At 62.9% G+C, this 16,170-nt stretch carries 11 protein-coding genes; 3 read left to right on the top strand and 8 right to left on the bottom strand.

Going from position 1 to position 16,170, the window contains the following annotated elements; translation table 11 throughout:
* Positions 1-4 precede the first annotated feature (4 nt).
* Positions 5-2,185: a multiheme c-type cytochrome gene (locus F2Q65_RS02970; protein ID WP_150090284.1), complete on the top strand. Its 2,181-nt coding sequence runs from the start codon at positions 5-7 to the stop codon at positions 2,183-2,185.
* Positions 2,186-2,262: 77 nt separating this feature from the next.
* Here the strand turns inward: F2Q65_RS02970 and F2Q65_RS02965 are convergent, their stop codons facing one another.
* Positions 2,263-2,472, bottom strand: a complete 210-nt coding sequence (locus F2Q65_RS02965; protein WP_150090282.1) for a PA3496 family putative envelope integrity protein — start codon at positions 2,470-2,472, stop codon at positions 2,263-2,265.
* Between the two features lie 134 nt (positions 2,473-2,606).
* Between F2Q65_RS02965 and F2Q65_RS02960 the strand changes: the two genes are divergently transcribed.
* Entirely contained in the window at positions 2,607-3,473 is an 867-nt protein-coding gene (locus tag F2Q65_RS02960; protein ID WP_150090280.1) for a LysR family transcriptional regulator, read from the top strand.
* A gap of 95 nt (positions 3,474-3,568) precedes the next feature.
* On the opposite strand, the gene F2Q65_RS02955 is transcribed toward F2Q65_RS02960, so the two are convergent.
* From F2Q65_RS02955 to F2Q65_RS02925, 7 genes are all read right to left on the bottom strand, one after another.
* Positions 3,569-4,897: a ferredoxin reductase family protein gene (locus F2Q65_RS02955; RefSeq protein WP_150090278.1), complete on the bottom strand. Its 1,329-nt coding sequence runs from the start codon at positions 4,895-4,897 to the stop codon at positions 3,569-3,571.
* A gap of 104 nt (positions 4,898-5,001) precedes the next feature.
* Positions 5,002-8,151 carry a type I restriction endonuclease subunit R gene (locus F2Q65_RS02950; RefSeq protein ID WP_150090276.1) on the bottom strand — a complete coding sequence of 1,050 codons (3,150 nt, stop codon included), beginning with the start codon at positions 8,149-8,151 and terminating at the stop codon, positions 5,002-5,004.
* A gap of 25 nt (positions 8,152-8,176) precedes the next feature.
* Positions 8,177-9,160, bottom strand: a complete 984-nt coding sequence (locus F2Q65_RS02945) for a virulence RhuM family protein/type II toxin-antitoxin system death-on-curing family toxin (protein WP_150090274.1) — start codon at positions 9,158-9,160, stop codon at positions 8,177-8,179.
* A complete protein-coding gene (locus F2Q65_RS02940; RefSeq protein ID WP_150090272.1) occupies positions 9,147-10,601 on the bottom strand; it encodes a restriction endonuclease subunit S in 1,455 nt (484 codons plus the stop codon). The genes F2Q65_RS02945 and F2Q65_RS02940 overlap by 14 nt, the downstream gene beginning before the upstream one ends.
* Positions 10,591-12,312, bottom strand: a complete 1,722-nt coding sequence (locus F2Q65_RS02935) for a class I SAM-dependent DNA methyltransferase (protein ID WP_150090270.1) — start codon at positions 12,310-12,312, stop codon at positions 10,591-10,593. Before F2Q65_RS02935 ends, F2Q65_RS02940 begins: the two co-directional genes overlap by 11 nt.
* Positions 12,313-12,508: 196 nt before the next feature.
* Entirely contained in the window at positions 12,509-13,942 is a 1,434-nt protein-coding gene (locus tag F2Q65_RS02930) for a DUF2867 domain-containing protein (protein ID WP_150090268.1), read from the bottom strand.
* A 64-nt stretch (positions 13,943-14,006) separates the two neighbouring features.
* Entirely contained in the window at positions 14,007-15,062 is a 1,056-nt protein-coding gene (locus F2Q65_RS02925) for an alpha/beta fold hydrolase (protein ID WP_150090266.1), read from the bottom strand.
* Between the two features lie 394 nt (positions 15,063-15,456).
* Here F2Q65_RS02925 and F2Q65_RS02920 point away from each other — a divergent pair, with 394 nt between their 5' ends.
* Positions 15,457-16,014: a L,D-transpeptidase family protein gene (locus F2Q65_RS02920; RefSeq protein ID WP_150090264.1), complete on the top strand. Its 558-nt coding sequence runs from the start codon at positions 15,457-15,459 to the stop codon at positions 16,012-16,014.
* Positions 16,015-16,170 lie beyond the last annotated feature (156 nt).

The raw sequence follows: 16,170 nt of genomic DNA, 5'->3' as shown, positions 1-16,170 counted from the left end.
ACCCATGAGCACGTCGCTACAAACCCTTCTTGCCTCCAAGACCAATCGCCGCATCCTGATCGCGCTGGCGGTCGTGCTGGTGCCGCTGGCGCTGTACAAGGTGGTCTATCCGCTGCTGTTCCAGGCCTATGTCGGCGAGACCAGCAAGCCGCTGACTTACGACAACAGCGTCGAGCTGACGGATGCGCAATTCGAGCGGCTCGCCCTTGAGCTCACCGAAGAGGCCCGTCATGCGCGCGCGGCCGCCACCGTCAGCGAGGATCAGGACAGCTTCGCGCGGCAGGTGAAGATCGAGATGCTCATGCACACCCCGTCGTTCATCGAGCAGACCGGCTATGCGCATATCAAGTATTTCCGCGAGGCCGGCATCCGCCGTTACGAGGGGCCAAAGACCTGCCTGAGCTGTCACCAGACCATGCAGGTGACCCACGGCGACGGCACCACCTCGACGGTCAACACCCTCGACGACCTGGTCGGCTCGGTGCACTTCAAGTTCCAGAGCGACGCCGGCGGCATGTCCACCTTCGGCTACGACGGCCGGCGCGTGAATGCCGAGGGGGAGCGCAAGATCCCGCTCGGCAAGATCAACCGCGCCTGCGGCATCCCGGGCAGCTTCTCCTGGACCGGCTGGGCCGCGCTCGTCGAGAGCCGGCCGGAGCACGCCCAGGGCGAAGACGGGACCGAAGGTGGCGCCAAGCCCGTGCTGCGCAGCGAGGGCTGCGGCCAGTGCCATATCGGCGGCAACTACACCCCGGCCAGCGAGCTGATGATGCCCATCGGCGACGTGACCGACAACGCCAAGGACGGCATCGACTGCCTGATCTGCCACGCGGCCGAATACGACATGAACCAGCGCTTCGTCATCGACGATGGCGTCGGTCTGCGCTGGAACCAGGACCGCAGCCTGCGGGCGGCGCTCAGCGTCGACCGGGTGCGCAACGAGAACTGCCTGCGCTGCCACCAGCACAACATGGGCGGCGACGCCTATGAGCACAACCAGGCGGCCCAGCGCCTCGGCGAGCGGCATCAGCGGCTGCTACACACCGGCGCCAAGCGCGGCAACCCCTTCAGCCCGGAAGACGACGTGCATGCGGCGGCGAATATCCAGTGCACCGACTGCCATGTGCCGGAGGGGCACAAGATCCCGCGCGGGCGCATGGGCGTGGATCTGGTCGCCGGCGACCTGCCGGACAAGGAGGTCAGCTGCGAGACCTGCCACGGCCGCGCACCGCACATCGACTCGGATTACAGCGCGCTGCTCAACGGCCACATCGAGCGCATCGCCTGCGAGACCTGCCACATCCCGCGGCTCGAGGACAACAATGTCGTGCTGCGCGACTGGGTGCACCCCACCTGGAATGCCGAGGAGGGGATTTGGCAGCCCACCGACATCTACCGCTCGGGTGAGCCCGGCAAGGGCCTGATCTACCTCTGGTTCAACGGCAACGGCACCTTCCTGGCCAACGCCCTGGGCAACAATCCCAACCATGGCACCGGCTATGACCCGCTCATGCAGCAGATCGCGCGCATCGATGATCCCGAGGTCATCGCCGCCGTGCGCGCCCAGGCGGAAGTGCTGAAGCAGCGCTATCCGGATATCGACGTCGACAGCTACGTCCGCGCCGCCACCGATCCCTTATCGCAGCTCACGCCAGAGCAGCTGCAACGGCGCCGCGAGATGATCGACGCCAACCTGCGGGAGGCCATGAACGAGGGCGAGAGCCGCATCTATCCGTTCAAGCCCTTCAACGCCATGATGTTCGAGGACATGGGCAACCAGGGCCCCTTCGGCGCCATGATCCTGCCCTTCGACTACAACCGCTATTACGAGACCGGCGATACCCGGGCCGCGGTGATCGAGGCCATCGAGCATCCCATCGTCCAGCGCATGTATCAGACGCCGTTCAAGCTCTACATGATGGACGAGTTCATGGCCTACTTCGGTGTCGAGGGGGGCTGGAACACCCGCTATCCACTGGTCGACGGCGAGCTCAAGAACGTTGAGCCGCACTGGATGCGTCAGATGGGCACACTCATGGTGAATCACGGCATCCAGCGGCAGGGCCATGGCTGCAAGGCCTGCCATGACCCCGCCGGTATCCTGGACTTTGCGGCCTTAGGCTACAGCCCGGAGCGGGCCGCGGAGCTCACGGACATGGACATCGTCGAAAAGCTGGCCGACTGACTAGCAACGCTCGATTGACGCAATCACCATGAGCAGGCCCTGATCCGGCCGCTGGCGACTGGCGGCTGGCGGCTGGTTTAAAGCCCCTCGAATCCATCGTCGCCGATCTGCGCCCGCAGGCGGCGCAGTTCCTGCAGATACTCGATCCGCTGGCGCGCCTGGGCGGAATAGCCGCCGGCGCCGCGAGCGGAGCGCAGCGCCGCCAGCCGATCTCCCAGGGGCTGGATGTCGTCATCGGCGCCCAGATCGAAGGTCTCTTCCGAGGCATCAGTGTCGTCGTACTTCATGCTGTCCTCAACGGTCAGGATGGCCTGAAAAACCGCCTTTATAGCGCCAGATACACCCCCGGAAGGAAACGAATTTTTGTCATGGTGACGATCGATTTCGTTCGTCGAAGGACGGCGACAAGACCGGAGGGGCCGTGGACACCGAACTACTGAAGACCTTTCTGGAGGTCAACCGCACCCGCCACTTCGGCAAGGCCGCCGAGCACCTGTGCCTGACCCAGTCAGCGGTCAGCGCGCGCATTCGCCAGCTGGAGCAACTGCTCGGTGTCGAGTTGTTCACGCGCACCCGCAACAATGTGCAACTGACCCCCGAGGGCGAGCGCCTGCTGCGCCATGCCGAGGTGATACTCAACACCTGGACTAAGGCACAGCAGGAGATCGCGGTCACCGGCGATGACCGCTGCTGCCTGGCCGTCGGCGCCGTCCCCAGCCTCTGGGCCATCGCCCTGCAGGACTGGCTCTTCGCACTGGCCAGGCAGATGCCGCGTCTGGCCGTCACGGCAGAGGCCCACAGCGCCGATGTGCTGTTCAGGCGGGCACGCGAGCGCACCCTTGATCTGGCCTTTGCCTTCGAGTCGCCACAACTGGCCGAGCTCAGCGTCGTACCTTTGGCCATCATCCGTCTGGTCATGGTCAGCAGTCATGCCAACCTTGGCGCGGAAGAGGCGGTCCGGCAGGAGGATTATGTGCTGGTGGACTGGGGCACTGGCTTCGCTACGGCCCATGCCCAGGCATTCACCGATGCGCCACCACCGCGGCTGCGGCTCGGGATCGGCCGACTCGCCCATGCCTACGTGCTGGAGAACGGCGGTAGCGCCTACCTACCCGAGGCCATGGTCGCCGCGGACATCGCGGCCGGTCGACTCTTCCCGGTGCCTGGAGCACCCTTGATGGAGCGCCAGCCCTATGCCTTCCATCATCGGGACGCGGAGCAGGACGGGCGTCTGGGCCGGATGCTAGCGCCCCTTCGCGCGCCGGCAGATCTCGCGAGCGGTGACTGAGTAGACGACCCCTTGGGCGGGGGGGCTTGCGCTCGAGCAGAAAGCGGTCTGGCTACCCGGGTCATAGACCTGGCTGAAGCCGCGCAATGCCCCGCTCAGCGCATGTCAAACAACTCCTGATGAAAGTCGCCCGGCGCCAGACCCTGGGCGACGAAGCCCTCGCGTAGCGCCTGGCCGAACGCGGCCGGGCCGCAGAACCAGACGTCCGCCTCGGACCACGCCGGCACGGCGGCGCAAATGCGCGGTACATCCAGCCGGCCGTCACGGGTACTGACCAGCACATGCAGGCTCACCCCCGCCGCCTCGGCGTCGCGCTGCAAGCGGCGGATGAACGCTTCGTCGAGCACCGCAGTGCTGTAGAACAGATCCACCGCACGGCCATCCGGCTCCACCGCCAGCAGCTTCATGCGCGCGATGAAGGGCGTGATGCCGATGCCACCCGCCACCCAGATCTGTCGCCGCTTGCCACCGGCAAAGGCAAAACGACCATAGGGCCCTTCGACGGTGACCATGTCACCCACATGGAGCAGCTCAGGCAAGCGCGCGGTGTAGTCGCCGATCCCCTTGATCAGGAAGAACAGCCGGCCGTCATCCTTCCAGCCGGAGGAGATCGTAAACGGATGGGCGCCCTCAGCCGGATCGAAGGTCACGAAGGCAAACTGCCCGGCCCGATGCCCGGGCCAGAGCCCCTTGAACTGGATGCTGACCTTCAGCACCTTGTTTTCCGGGAAATGCACCAGCTCGTCGATTTCGCCCACCACCTTGCGCCGTTGGCCCACCCTGCGCAGCAAGGACACCACCGCTGCCACGCTGCCGCCCGCCATCAGCACAGCCATCACCAGCCCCATGCCCTGCCCCCAGTAGCCGAAGGGCAGCAGCACCACCGAATGGAAGACGAGGAAGAGATACACGACCGCGAGCAGACGGTGCGTCTTGACGAACAGCCGATAGGGGAAGCGCTTGACCAGCGCCAGCACGATGAGCACGACGGCGGCGTAGAAGGCCCATTCGCCCACGGACTCGGCCAGCCCGCGCTGCTGCTGGAAGAACTGCAGGATGGGGTCGGTCTGCTCCGGGCGCGGGCCGCGCACCGGCTTGGTCAGCCAACCCCAGCCCACCGCCCATTTCGTGCCCTGCGCCCACAGCCAGTGGATGACGGCCATCAACAGCCCGGTAATGCCCAACCACTTGTGCAGACGGTAAAACTTGTCCAGCCCGCCTAGCAACGGCTCCAGCCGCACCGGGCGCAGCGCTAGCATCATGCCCACGCTCATCACGCCCATGGCGAGGATGCCGGTGTAGTTGATCGCCACCGTGCGCAGGGCGAAGTATTCATAGCCATTCGGCAACAACGGATCGGCCAGCCACCACAGCAGGCTCAGCACCACGATCAGCCCTGCATACGCCCACTTGATCTTCTTCACTGCAATCTCCCTTGTCATACGTGTCCCGCGCACTGCACATCGCCACGACGCTCATCTTTCAGAACATCGCGACAGCACAGTTCAGCAAAAGGAGCGGCACGATTTCATGTTGTCCACCCGTTCGACAACACCTCGGCCTGCTTCAACACCAGCTCGACGGCCTCCGGTGCCTGATCGGGCGGATACTTGTAGCGCTGCAGGGTGCGCCGCACCAGAATACGCAGCTTGGCGCGGACGCTTTCGCGCACCTGCCAGTCCACGGTGGTGGACTTGCGCAGCTTGTCGGTGATCTCGACCGCGATCTGCTTCAGGATCGCGTCGCCCAGCTCCCGCACGGCGCTTTCGTTGTTGGCCAGTGCGTCATAAAAGGCGATCTCGTCGCTGTTCAGGCCCAGTGCCGCCTCGCGGGCCATCTCCTCCTGAAACTGCCTGGCCATGGCGATCAGCTCTTCGATCACCTGGGCCGTCTCGATGGCGCGGTTGTTGTACTTGCGCAGGGTCTCTTGCAGACGGTCGGCGTACTTCTTCTCTTGGACAACATTGTTGCGGGTCTTGGCCTTGATGTCGTCCTTCAGCAGTTTTTCCAGCAGCTCGACGGCCAGGTTCTGGTACGGCATCTGGCGCACGTCTTCCAGGAACTCATCCGACAGCAGGCCGATGTTGGGTTTGTCCAGGCCGCAGAGCGCGAACACGTCGTCCACGCCCTCCGCCACGATGGCGTTGTCCAGGATCTGCTTCAGGGCCGAGTTCTTCTCCGCCTGTGTCAGCTTGCGGTCAACACTGGTGCCCTTGGTGATAGCGGCTTTCACGGCGGACAGAAACGCCACTTCCTTCTGCAGCGCACGGGCTTCGTCCAGTGTGCCACACAGGGAGTATGCCTTGGTCATGGCCAGTACGGTATCAAGGAAGCGCTTCTTGCCGTCGGGCAGCCCCAGTATGTAGTTGGCGGCTCCGACCAGCAGTTTGTGGGCTTGGGTCTCGAACGCGCTGTAGTCGAAGCCGTCGCCCTGAGGCCCCTTGGCGAACATGCCGTGGATGATGTCCAGCTTCTCCAGCAGGATGGCGTAGGCCTCTTCGGCGCTATGGGTCGGCGCGCCCTTGCCCTTGGCGTCGGTGTAGGTCTTCAGCGCCTGCTTCAGCTCGTTGGCGATGCCGATGTAATCCACCACCAGCCCGCCGGGCTTGTCCTTGAACACCCGGTTCACGCGGGCAATCGCCTGCATCAGGTTGTGGCCCTTCATCGGCTTGTCGATGTACATGGTGTGGCAGCAGGGGGCGTCGAAGCCGGTCAGCCACATGTCGCGCACGATCACCAGTTTCAGCGGGTCGTTCACGTCCTTGAACCGCTTTTCGAAGCGCTTCTTGGTCTGCGTGTTATGGATGTGCGGCTGCAGTTCGGCCTTGTCCGACGCCGAGCCGGTCATCACGATCTTGATCGCGCCCTTTTCCGGGTCGTCGTCATGCCAGTCGGGGCGCAGTTGCACGATCGCGTCGTATAGCTGCACGCAGATGTCGCGGCTCATGGCGACGATCATCGCCTTGCCGTCGATACTGGCCGTGCGGGTCTCGAAGTGGTTGACCAGATCCTCCGCAACCTGCTGCAGACGCGGGCCGGCGCCCACCAGCTTCTCCAGTCGGCTCCATTCGCCCTTGGTACGTTCGCGGGTGCTGACGTCTTCTTCGTCTTCGACCACCTCATCCACCTGATCGGACAGTTCTTCGATCAGTTCGCGATTGATGTCCAGCTTGGCCAGGCGGGATTCGTAGTAGATGGGGACGGTAGCCCCATCGGCCACCGCGTCCTGAATATCGTAGATCGACACATAGTCACCGAACACGGCACGGGTGTCTTTGTCATCGCTGGAAATCGGTGTGCCGGTGAAGCCGATGAAGGAGGCGTTGGGCAGGGCATCGCGCATGTGCTTGGCGTAACCGAACTTGTAGCTGCCGTCCTGTTTCAGTGTTGCCTTCAGGCCGTACTGGCTGCGGTGGGCTTCGTCCGAAATCACCACGATGTTGTGGCGGTCGTTCAGAATCGGGTGCCCGGATTCGTCATTCAACAGCGCGAACTTCTGCACGGTGGTGAAAATGATGCCACCGGACTCACGCTCTGCCAGTAGCTCGCGCAGGGTGTCGCGGTCTTCCGCCTGTACCGGCGTCTGTTTCAGCAGCTCCCTAGCGGCGCTGAAGGTGGCGAAGAGCTGGCCATCCAGATCGTTGCGGTCGGTGACGATCACCAGCGTGGGGTTGTTCATCTGCGGCTGTTGCAGCAGTTTGCCGGCGTAACAGCACATGGAGATGCTTTTGCCGGAGCCCTGGGTGTGCCAGACAACCCCGGCCTTCTTGCTGCCAGGCACTACCCTTTCTGCATAGGTAGCACGGCGCTCGCCGATGCCGTCCACATGCTCGGCGGCAATCACGGTGGCTTTCACCGCTTCGCGCACCGCATGGAACTGGTGGTATCCGGCGATCTTCTTGATCAGACGGTCGGAGTCGGTCTCGAACAGCACGAAGTAACGGATGTAATCCAGCAGCAGTTCGCGGTCGAAGAAGCCGCGCACCAGTGTTTCCAACTGCCACTCCAACAACGGCTTGTCGTCTTCGTGCTTGATGGTCCGCCACGGCAGGTAGCGTTCTTGGTTGGCGGTCAGGGAGCCCAAGCGCGCCGTGTAGCCATCACTGATCACCAGCGCTTCGTTGTACACGAACAGCTCCGGCACTTCGTCCTTGTAGGTCTGGATCTGATTGAAGGCGTCCCAGATGTCGGCGGTCTCACTGCCGGGGCTCTTCAGCTCCAGCACTGCAATGGGCACACCATTGATGAAGCAGACTACATCCGGGCGGCGCAACTGCTTGCTGCCCTCGATAGTGAACTGGTTAATGGTGCGAAAACGGTTGTGTTCCAGCGCTTCGAAGTCGATCAGAAAGGCGTGATCATGTACCGGCTTGTCGTCGCGTTTGTATTCAACAGACACACCTTCCAGCAGTAGGCGATGAAAGGTTCGGTTATTAGTGATCAGATCGAGGCTGTCGGGCTTGCTGACCAGCGCGACCGCCTGCTCCACAGCCGATTCCGGCAGGTGCGGATTGATGCGACGGATGGCCGCTTCCAGATCAGCCAGTAACAGGACCTGCCGGTAGTCGGCACGCTCGGGCGTTGGCCCGTCACAGGCGATGTCCGGCCCGTGGGCGACCTCCCAGCCATTTTCGGCAAACCACTCAAGGCAGAGCTGTTCCAGTTGATCTTCGTTCATCGGTCATTCCCTTGGTCGGTCATGCCTACTTGAGCAGAATGAAGTGCTCAATCAGGCGGATCATCAGTTCTTTCTGGTCCGGCAGGCTCTCGGCCACCAATAGGGCCAATGCTACCAGCGTGTTGTCGTTGATCAGCTGCTCCACCGGGCGTGCCAACAGGTGCTGGTTCAGGCGCAAGTACCAGAGGAACAGGAAGGAGCCGCTGCGCTTATTGCCATCTGCCAGCGGGTGGTTCTTGATCACGAAGTACAGCAGGTGGGCGGCGCGGCTGGCCACGTTGGGGTAGAACAGTTCATCGCCAAAGCCTTGTTCGATGGTTGCCAGCGCCGATGCTAGCCCGTCACCACGCAGCTTGCCGAACAGCTCGGTGGCTTCGCCTTTGGCGATCAGCGTCTGCTTCAGTGCAGCAATCGCGGCCAGCACATCATCCAGTGCCAGCGGTTGCATGCTGTCCTGACGTACACCAATGTCGCTCAGGCTCTGTTCGTCATACCCCTGCAGCAGGCTCCATGAACGGGCGTAGTCGCTGATCACTTGTACAACGGCTTCGCCGGATGGGGCAATCAGCTGCTGGTTGCTGAGCGTGCGTGACAGCAGGGCCACTGCCTGTTCAAACTCGACGCCACGCTCGGCCAGCCGCTTCTGGTTCAGCGTATAGCCCTGCACCAGATGCTGTTTGAGCACGCTGGTGGCCCATTGGCGGAATTGGACGCCACGCTGCGACTTGACGCGGTAGCCGACCGATATGATTACATCAAGCGAGTACAGGGCGACCGGCTTATCCGAACCGGCAATATGCACTTTTTGCATATTGCTTTCTGGGGGCAGCTCCCCTTCCTTGAAGACGTTGCGTACGTGGCGGGATATTACCGACTGGTCACGTCCGAATAGCTCACACATCTGCGCCTGACTGAGCCAGACGGTCTCCTGATCCAGTGCGACTTCAAGCTGAGCTTGGCCATCCTGTGACACGAACAGGTGGACCTGTTGCTGGTCAGACTGCGGCATTGGCAACGTCCTGTGGCTCGGTTTGAGCGACTTCGGTGTCGGGCAGGGTCAGCTCGCCGGACAGGAGTTTGGGTAGCAGTGCGTCACGTAATCGTGTGAGCATTTCGTTTTCAGACTTTTTGACCGCCGCAAATTCGTAGAACTCAGAGATGCGCTGGGAGTATCGAGCAACTAAGTCGCTTGAGGGAATCGTTAGGTCGAACTCCATGACCGCCTTTTTGTCCCCTCTGGGCATTTTGGCTCCTTTGGATGTGCGCATCATGTAATCGAAGAAATGATCTTGATACAGCACGTTGAAAAGGAACCCATGCCCTTGAGGGTTGGTACTCTCAAAGCACAAAACATCAGGTGAGCGCCCACCCGCGTACTGTGCAAGCCAGAGTTTCTTGAAATAGGGCCGTATATTGGAGACGAGGACTTGGTTCGTCCTGAAGCTGGGAACAGTTACTGCTGTCGGTAGAGACGCGGCGGCGGATACGCCTTTCTTGTTCTCGATCATGCACTCGGTAGAGACGTAGGTGTCTAGTGAGAGGACATCGGTCGAAATCCTGTCATTTGGGTAATGTGCTATGTCTTTCAGCTTGCCTGCCTCCCACCCCTCCGGTATCTCGCCCAGCTCACTGTCCTGCATAGCGGACGGGAAGAGTTCAGCGGTGGTGCGCAGTTCGGCGTACTGCTCCGGCTGTTCGGCCTGCATCTGAGCCAGCTGGTCAGCGTCCTTACCGGAGATCACCTGCATGGCGGCCAGCAGGGCGTCCTCTTCAGTGCCGCCTGCCTCCAGTGCAGAGATCTTGGCCTTGACCGGCTCGAAGTCGACGAACCAGCTCTTGAAGATCGCTTGCGCCATCTGTTCGAGGGTCTGGTTGATCTGGTGGTTGAGCTGGATTTTGTCGTCTACTGGGCGTAGGAGTGAATCAATGAAGTCTTGATACTGAACGGGGGGCAGTGGGAAGCTCATCTGTTTTAGGTGCGTTGGCCCAAAATGACTGAGTACAGACCCTGAAGCACTGGCAACCGCTTGCTGGCGGAAAGAGTTTGACTGCAAAAAATACTTAATGTAATGGCGACGCACTAAGTCTGACTTCGGCCTAAACCTGATTATACCTGTGTAACAAATACTACCTTCCTGTTCAGCAGAAACCTCTGACACTCGGCCGAGGCTTCCGCTGGTGCTGAGGAGTATATCCTTTGCCAACAGTTTAAAGTGCGCCCATTTTTGCGACACCTTGGCAGGGTCTAAGTAGTTACATCCCGCAAAGTTGGTTACAGGCCCTGCTATTGATGCTAAACGTAGCAGAGGTATCCCTTCTGGGTGAAAGTCCTTAGCAAGGATTCCGGGACCTTCTTGAAAGTCTACTGCAACGGGCAGCGACAACAGCTGCCAGTCTTCAGGCAGGTTGTGGTACAGGTGTTCGAAAATGCCAGCCTGTTCAGAACTCATACCCCAGCCCTCCCAGATTCCGCTTAATCTCAGCTTCCAGCCGGTCACTTTCAGCAAACTGTGCCTGTAGCTGACCGGTCAGTCGAGCCATCTTTTCCGCGAAGGGCTCGCCGTCGTCCTCCTGATCCGGTGCGCCGACGTAGCGGCCCGGTGTCAGCACGAAGTCGTGTTTCTCAATCTGCTGGAAGTCGACGGCAGCGCAGTACCCGGCCACGTCTTCGTAACCCTCACCGGACTGCCACGCATGGAAGGTGTCTGCAACCTTGCGGATGTCATCGGCGGTGAAGTCACGTAGTACACGGTCACGCATGTAGCCGAGGTTACGGGCGTCGATGAACAGCACTTCGTCGCGGCGGTCGCGCTTCTTGCCGTCCTTGCCGCTCTTGTCCTTGGTCAGGAACCAGATGCAGGCGGGGATCTGGGTGTTGGTGAACAGCTGCCCCGGCAGGGCGACCATGCACTCGACAAGGTCTTCCTCGATCAAGCGCTTGCGAATCTCACCTTCGTTGTTGGTGTTGGAACTCATGGAACCGTTGGCTAACAGCAGGGCCATGCTGCCCGTCGGCGCAAGGTGGTGCAGCATGTGTTGCATCCACGCGAAGTTAGCGTTGCCCTTGGGCGGGGTGCCGTACTTCCAGCGGGCATCTTCGGCCAGTGACTCGCTCCACCAGTCCTTCATGTTGAAGGGCGGGTTGGCCATCACGAAGTCGGCGCGCAGGTCCGGGTGCTGGTCGTCGAGGAAGGTGTCACCGTTCTTCTTGCCGAAGTTGAAGTCGATGCCCCGGATGGCCATGTTCATGGCGGCCAGTTTCCAGGTGGTGGGGTTGGATTCTTGCCCGTACACGGAGATGTGCTTCTTCTGCTCGGCGGCGTCGTAGTGCTGTTCCTTGGCGTGCTCTTCGATGAACTTGTCGCTGGAGACGAAGAAGCCGCCAGAGCCCATGGCCGGATCGTAGACACGCCCACTGTAGGGCTCCAGCATCTCCACAATCAGGGTAACGATGCTCTTGGGGGTGTAGTACTGGCCGCCTTGCTTGCCCTCTGCCAGTGCGAACTGACCAAGGAAGTACTCGTACACATGACCGAGGATGTCCTTGCTGTGCAGGCTCAGCGGCTCGCCGTTGTACAAGGGCCTGGTGAACGAGGTGTCGGAGAAGGTGTTGATCAGGCCCAGCAGCTTGTCGTTGTCCAGCTGATACTGGCTGATGCGGTTCAGGATGCCCTTGAGCTTGGTGTTGCTGCGTTCGATCTCTTCCAGCGCGTTGTCGATCAGCCACGATACCGAGCGCAGTTTAACGTTGTTACCGGCGTCGTCCTGCCAAAGCACAGTGCCTACCGGCAGCACGGCCTTTTCCTTCAGCGTGCCCCAGCGGGCCGCCTTGGGCACCCAGAACACGTTGGCTTCCCGGTAGTAATCGAGCACTTCCAGCTCGTCCTGCAGCGCCTGTTGATACGCCTCGTCGCTGTCGAAGTCGCTGTCTGTCTTTTCTGGTGGGGGCAGGTAGTAGATGTTGTCGTCGCTGTCGGTCTTGAACAGCGCCAGCAGGGATTCCTGCCGTTCCTCGAAGGCATCGGACACGTACTTGAGGAAGATCAGCCCCAGGACCACGTGCTTGTAGTTGGCGGCATCGAGGTTGGAGCGCAGCTTGTCGGCGGCCTTCCAGAGCTTGGCGTCCAGATCGTTCAGGAATTGCTGTTCCGTGTTGTTCATACGATCCCTCGGGGGTGTACAGATGAGGTCGCGGCGGGCGGCGGTGATACAAAGCCCGGTGCCAGCGTCATGTTCGGTAAAGGGGAATCGGTCATGCGACACAGGGCGTCGCTGTTGCGCAGCCACAGGTGATACTCAGCGCCGTGCAGGCGGTGGTCAGTGAGCGCAGCGCAGGGGCGGGCGTCTCGGCCGGATCCTAATGCCCCTCCGCGCGACGGCAGATCTCGCGGGCGGTGCCTGAGAAGACGACCCCATGGGCGGGGGCGAAGGCATACCAGTAGAGCAGGCCCCAGACGCCCGCCGGATGCCAGTAGGCGGTGATGGACAGGCGGGTGCCGCCGTTGTCGAGCGGCTTCAGGTCGAATTCGAGCATACCGGCACCGGGTGCGCGCATGCCGAACGCCAGGCTCAGGCGCCGCCCGGGCTCCAGACCCAGCACCTTCCAGGAGTCGACGCGATCGCCCACGCGCAGATCCGTTGGATGGCGCCGGCCATGCCGTCGCCCTGGCCCGCCGGCAACCCAGTCCAGCAGCTCGCGCAGCCGCCAGAGGCCGTCCAAGTAGTAGTAGCCGGTGTCGCCGCCAATGGCGGAGACCACCTCCCAAACCGCCTCCGGCGATGCCGTGGTCTCGGCGCTGGCGCCGGCGCGCTTGGCATAATAGGCGTAATCGATTCGTTGCTTGCGCACGGCAAAGGCCCCCTCGACCCAACGCGCCGCCACCGGCTCGCTGGCGCGCTCGGCGGCAAACACCGCCTCCACGGCCTCGCGAAAACCGAGCAGATGCTGCGGTACCAGTCGCCGCAGTTCGGCGTCGTCGGCATGGAAATCATGTTTGAGCCCCTCGATCAGGGCCCGTGCGATATTGGTCGGCACCGCGGTGATCAGCCGCAGCCAGTAGGACGACAGCTTCGGCGTCAGCACTGGCACCGGTATGACCAGCGGCGGCCGCCGGCCGCCCACCTCCGCCAGGATGCGCATCATGCGGGCGTAGGTCAGGGTCTCGGCGCCGCCGGCGTCGAAGATGCGCTCTTTGGCGGCCTCGATCTGCGGCAGCCGCACCAGGTACATCAGCAGGTTGTCCAGCGCGATGGGCGGCGACTTGGCCTGCACCCACCGCGGCGTGATCATCACCGGCAGATGATAGACCAGGTCGCGCATGACCTCGAAGGCCGCGGAGCCGGGTCCGACGATGATGCCGGCGCGCAGCTCGATCACCGGCACCCGGCCGCGCCGCAGCACGTCGCCCGTGTCGCGGCGCGAGACGATGTGCTCGCTGTCGGCGTCATCCGGCACCAGGCCGCCCAGATAGACGATGCGGTCAACCCCGGCGCGCTCCGCCGCAGCGGCAAAATTGGCCGCGGCGGCAAGGTCCAGCCGGCCGAAGTCCCTGCCCGCCCCCATGGAGTGGACCAGGTAGTAGGCGATGTCCACCCCGGCCAGGGCGGCGTCCAGCGTCGCCGGCTCCAGGGCGTCTGCCTCCACCAGTTCCGCCCCCTGCCAGCCGCGCGCCTCCAGCGATGCCCGGCTGCGGCTGCTGGCCCGCACCGGGATGCCCTCCGCCAGCAGGCGCGGTACCAGGTGACTGCCGATGTAGCCGCTGGCACCGAATACCAGACATCGCTGATGCATCCCTCACCTCCCCCGTCATGGGCTCGTCATCAGGATCTTCACGCATCCGAGACGGACCTGGCCGTCACGGCAGCGACACCGTGCGCAGCCAGTCCGTCACCACCCGGGCCACCTGGTCCGGGCACTCTTCCTGGGGAACATGGCCGCAGCCGGGCAGGATCTCCAGGGTGGCGTTCGGCAACGCCTCGGCCGTGGCACGGGTATCCGCAATGGGCACCACCTGGTCCACCGACCCGGAGATGACCAGGGCCGGCTGGGTGATGGCCTCCAGGTGCTGGCTGATCAGCACCGGCTCGGACAGCGAATGGGTCAGCAGGGCCGCCCAGGCCGCGTCCCAGTTGGCCATGCGGCGATGGATTCCGGTCAGGGCACGCCGCTCGTCGTCGATCCGGGTCGGATCGGCGTAGGAATAGTCCAGCAACGGGCTGTTGCCGCCGAGGTAGCGCGCCAGCAGCAGGCTGATGCGCTGCATCTGCGGCAGGGTCGCAAACCAGTCCGGCAGGTTGGGCCGCTGGGACTGGACCCAGGGGCCGAGCAGGATCAGCCCCTGCACGCGCTCCGGCGCCGCAAGCGCCGCCTCCAGGGCCAGCGTGCCGCCGGAGGAGTTGCCCACCAGCACGGCCCGTTCGATGCCGAGCGCATCGAGGAAGGCAAACAGCTGCTCCAGCGCCGACGCCTTGGCGTAGGGGTTGGGGCCGCTCCAGGTCCCCGGCAGCGGCTTCGCACTGAGGCCATAGGGGATCTGGTCATAGGCCAACGCCCGACCAAAGGGGGCCAGTGTGCCGAGGGTGTGGTTCCAGGTGAAGGCATTGAAGGTGAACCCGTGCAGCAGCACGAATGTCAGTTCGCGCCCGTCCGCTGCCCGTGCCGCCGCCGGGCCGATTGCCGAATCGATGGAGGGAGCGACGGCCGGATCGATGGCCGAGTCCAGATAGTGCAGATTCAGGCCGTTCGTGCCGGCAAAGGGGATCGACACGAACCGGCTGTCCGCCGTTGCCACGGTTTCCGCCCGGGTCGCACCAGGGGCCGGCGTCGGGTCCACCAGCAGCGGACCGGCCACGGCAACGATCAGCAACACGGCGAGCACGAACACCAGAAAACGGGCGAGAAAGCGAAGCATGACGGCGATTCCATGGCGAAGACCGGGCAAATGCTAACACAGCCGCCAGCCGCCAGCCGCCAGCCGCCAGCCGCCAGCCGCCAGCCGCCAGCCGCCAGCCGCCAGCCGCCAGCATTGCGCATGCCGTCCCTGGACGCGGCTCGATTAACCGCTGAGGCGCAGAGAACGCAGAGGCAAGAGGGAGTTTTTTTATAGACTCCAGCCCCAGCCCCCAGCCTCCTGCCTTCACACTTCACACTTCAAACTTCAAACTTCAAACTTCAAACTTCGCCCAACGGTTGCGCAGGGCTGCCAGTCGTCAGTCGCCAGCGGTCACCGTAATGGGCAGGTTTCCGGTTCATGCCGGCTGGGTATAAGATTCCGGCTGGAACCGGATCCACCATCGACCAACGCCATGCCCTTTCCCCCCCTGAAGTTCGGACACATTCCCGCGGCGCCCGCCGCTGTCACGCCATTCGTCCTGCTGCTGGTGCTGCCGTTACTGCACGGCTGTGCCGCGCGACAGACCACGCCGGAGATCGAGCGGGTCGACAGCGTGGTGGTACGCAAGGCGGAGCGTCGGCTGGAACTGATCGAAGACGGCCAGGTGCGGCGCGAGTACCGCATCGCCCTGGGCGATCAGCCGGTGGGGCACAAGATGCAGGAGGGCGACGAACGCACCCCCGAGGGCGAATACGTGCTCGACTGGCGCAATCCGCGCAGCAGCTACTACAAGTCGATCCACGTCTCCTATCCCAATGCCCGGGACCGCGCCGCCGCCCGTGCCATGGGGGTTGACCCCGGCGGCATGATCATGATCCACGGCCGCCCCAACTGGCTGACCTCTGCCCGTGTCGCCCGGGAGTACGATGATCGCGACTGGACCGACGGCTGCATCGCCGTGACCAACGACGAGATGGACGAGATCTGGCGACTGGTGAAGGACGGCACGCCCATCCGCATCCTGCCCTGAGCCAGCCCTAAGGCACGATTCAGAAATAACCTACACGGATGCACGGTAGGGCGGATAAGCGAAGCGCATCCGCCACAGGCCACTGGTGGACGGCGCTGCGCTTGTCCACCCTACACACTGCGCTTGTTCACCCTGCACACGACACGCTGACCGGGC

The organism is Thiohalocapsa marina, from assembly GCF_008632335.1.
GTDB lineage: Bacteria > Pseudomonadota > Gammaproteobacteria > Chromatiales > Chromatiaceae > Thiohalocapsa > Thiohalocapsa marina.
This window is presented reverse-complemented; position numbering and strand designations above follow the sequence as displayed.

Coding starts and splice junctions, on each gene's coding strand:
- F2Q65_RS02935 (WP_150090270.1), bottom strand. CDS start 12,312: ATGAACAACACGGAACAGCAATTCCTGAACGATCTGGACGCCAAGCTC.
- F2Q65_RS02950 (WP_150090276.1), bottom strand. CDS start 8,151: ATGAACGAAGATCAACTGGAACAGCTCTGCCTTGAGTGGTTTGCCGAA.
- F2Q65_RS02925 (WP_150090266.1), bottom strand. CDS start 15,062: ATGCTTCGCTTTCTCGCCCGTTTTCTGGTGTTCGTGCTCGCCGTGTTG.
- F2Q65_RS02930 (WP_150090268.1), bottom strand. CDS start 13,942: ATGCATCAGCGATGTCTGGTATTCGGTGCCAGCGGCTACATCGGCAGT.
- F2Q65_RS02940 (WP_150090272.1), bottom strand. CDS start 10,601: ATGAGTTCTGAACAGGCTGGCATTTTCGAACACCTGTACCACAACCTG.
- F2Q65_RS02965 (WP_150090282.1), bottom strand. CDS start 2,472: ATGAAGTACGACGACACTGATGCCTCGGAAGAGACCTTCGATCTGGGC.
- F2Q65_RS02970 (WP_150090284.1), top strand. CDS start 5: ATGAGCACGTCGCTACAAACCCTTCTTGCCTCCAAGACCAATCGCCGC.
- F2Q65_RS02920 (WP_150090264.1), top strand. CDS start 15,457: ATGCCCTTTCCCCCCCTGAAGTTCGGACACATTCCCGCGGCGCCCGCC.
- F2Q65_RS02945 (WP_150090274.1), bottom strand. CDS start 9,160: ATGCCGCAGTCTGACCAGCAACAGGTCCACCTGTTCGTGTCACAGGAT.